The sequence below is a fragment of the Pseudomonas sp. CM27 genome (assembly GCF_013179515.1).
Lineage (GTDB): Bacteria > Pseudomonadota > Gammaproteobacteria > Pseudomonadales > Pseudomonadaceae > Aquipseudomonas.
The window spans coordinates 1-894 of sequence record NZ_JABMCN010000467.1 but is presented as its reverse complement, the minus strand read 5'-3'; the positions used below and the strand labels follow the sequence as shown (position 1 = coordinate 894).

The 894-nt window shown below is 59.7% G+C and carries 2 protein-coding genes; one reads left to right on the top strand and one right to left on the bottom strand.

What is annotated here, in order from left to right; translation table 11 throughout:
• On the bottom strand, positions 1-461 hold a 461-nt coding region (locus HP547_RS29000), incomplete at its 3' end, for a glutamate--tRNA ligase family protein (protein ID WP_256676481.1).
• Between the two features lie 248 nt (positions 462-709).
• Between HP547_RS29000 and HP547_RS28995 the strand changes: the two genes are divergently transcribed.
• Positions 710-894 (top strand): peptidylprolyl isomerase (locus HP547_RS28995; RefSeq protein ID WP_172288935.1); only part of this gene is annotated, 185 nt, incomplete at its 3' end.

Below are 894 nucleotides of genomic sequence, written 5' to 3'. Positions count from 1 at the left end.
CCCGGCTCCTTGAGGTTGCCGCGGTATTCCTTGGCCTGCTCGGGGGTAAGGTCGCAGACATAGGCCTTGCCAGCCTTGATCAGCTCGACCGCCCAGTCGTGCAGCTGGTCGAAGTAGCTGGAGGCGTAGCGCACATCACCGGCCCAGTCGAAGCCCAGCCACTTGACATCGCTCTGGATGGCGTCGATGTACTCCTGGTCTTCCTTGGCCGGGTTGGTATCGTCGAAGCGCAGGTGGCAGACGCCGCCGAATTCCTTGGCCAGGCCGAAGTTGACGCAGATCGACTTGGCATGGCCGATATGCAGGTAACCATTGGGCTCCGGCGGAAAACGGGTGACGATGCTGCTGTGCTTGCCCGAGTCCAGGTCGGCCTGGATGATCGGCCGCAGGAAGTTCGCAGGGACAGCGGGGGCGCCTTTGGCAGCGGCGTTGGGCGCGTTGTCGGCAGTGGGCTTGCTCATAGGATCCTTGAATGCATGTGTCTGGCCTGGGTAGGCCGATTGAATCAAAGGGCCTATCATAGCCGAAGCAGTCAAGCTGCTGACAGCCGCGGCCAGACAAACTGGCGTGATTTATCACGGCTTTTTGCCGCAGCCTGGCAAAATGGCCTGTGCGCGCCATGTGTCGCGATCGCCTGAACCTGCGTCAGGTGATAACCGGCGCCCTGCGCACCCTAATTCCCGATTGCCTTGAAAAAGCGAGTTTCAGCATGTCCAAAGTCAAACTGACCACCAACCACGGCGACATCGTCATTGCACTGAACGCTGAAAAAGCCCCGATCACCGTGGCCAACTTCATCGAATACGTCAACGCCGGCCACTACAGCAACACCGTGTTCCACCGTGTGATCAAAGGCTTCATGATCCAGGGCGGCGGTTTCGAGCCTGGCATGAA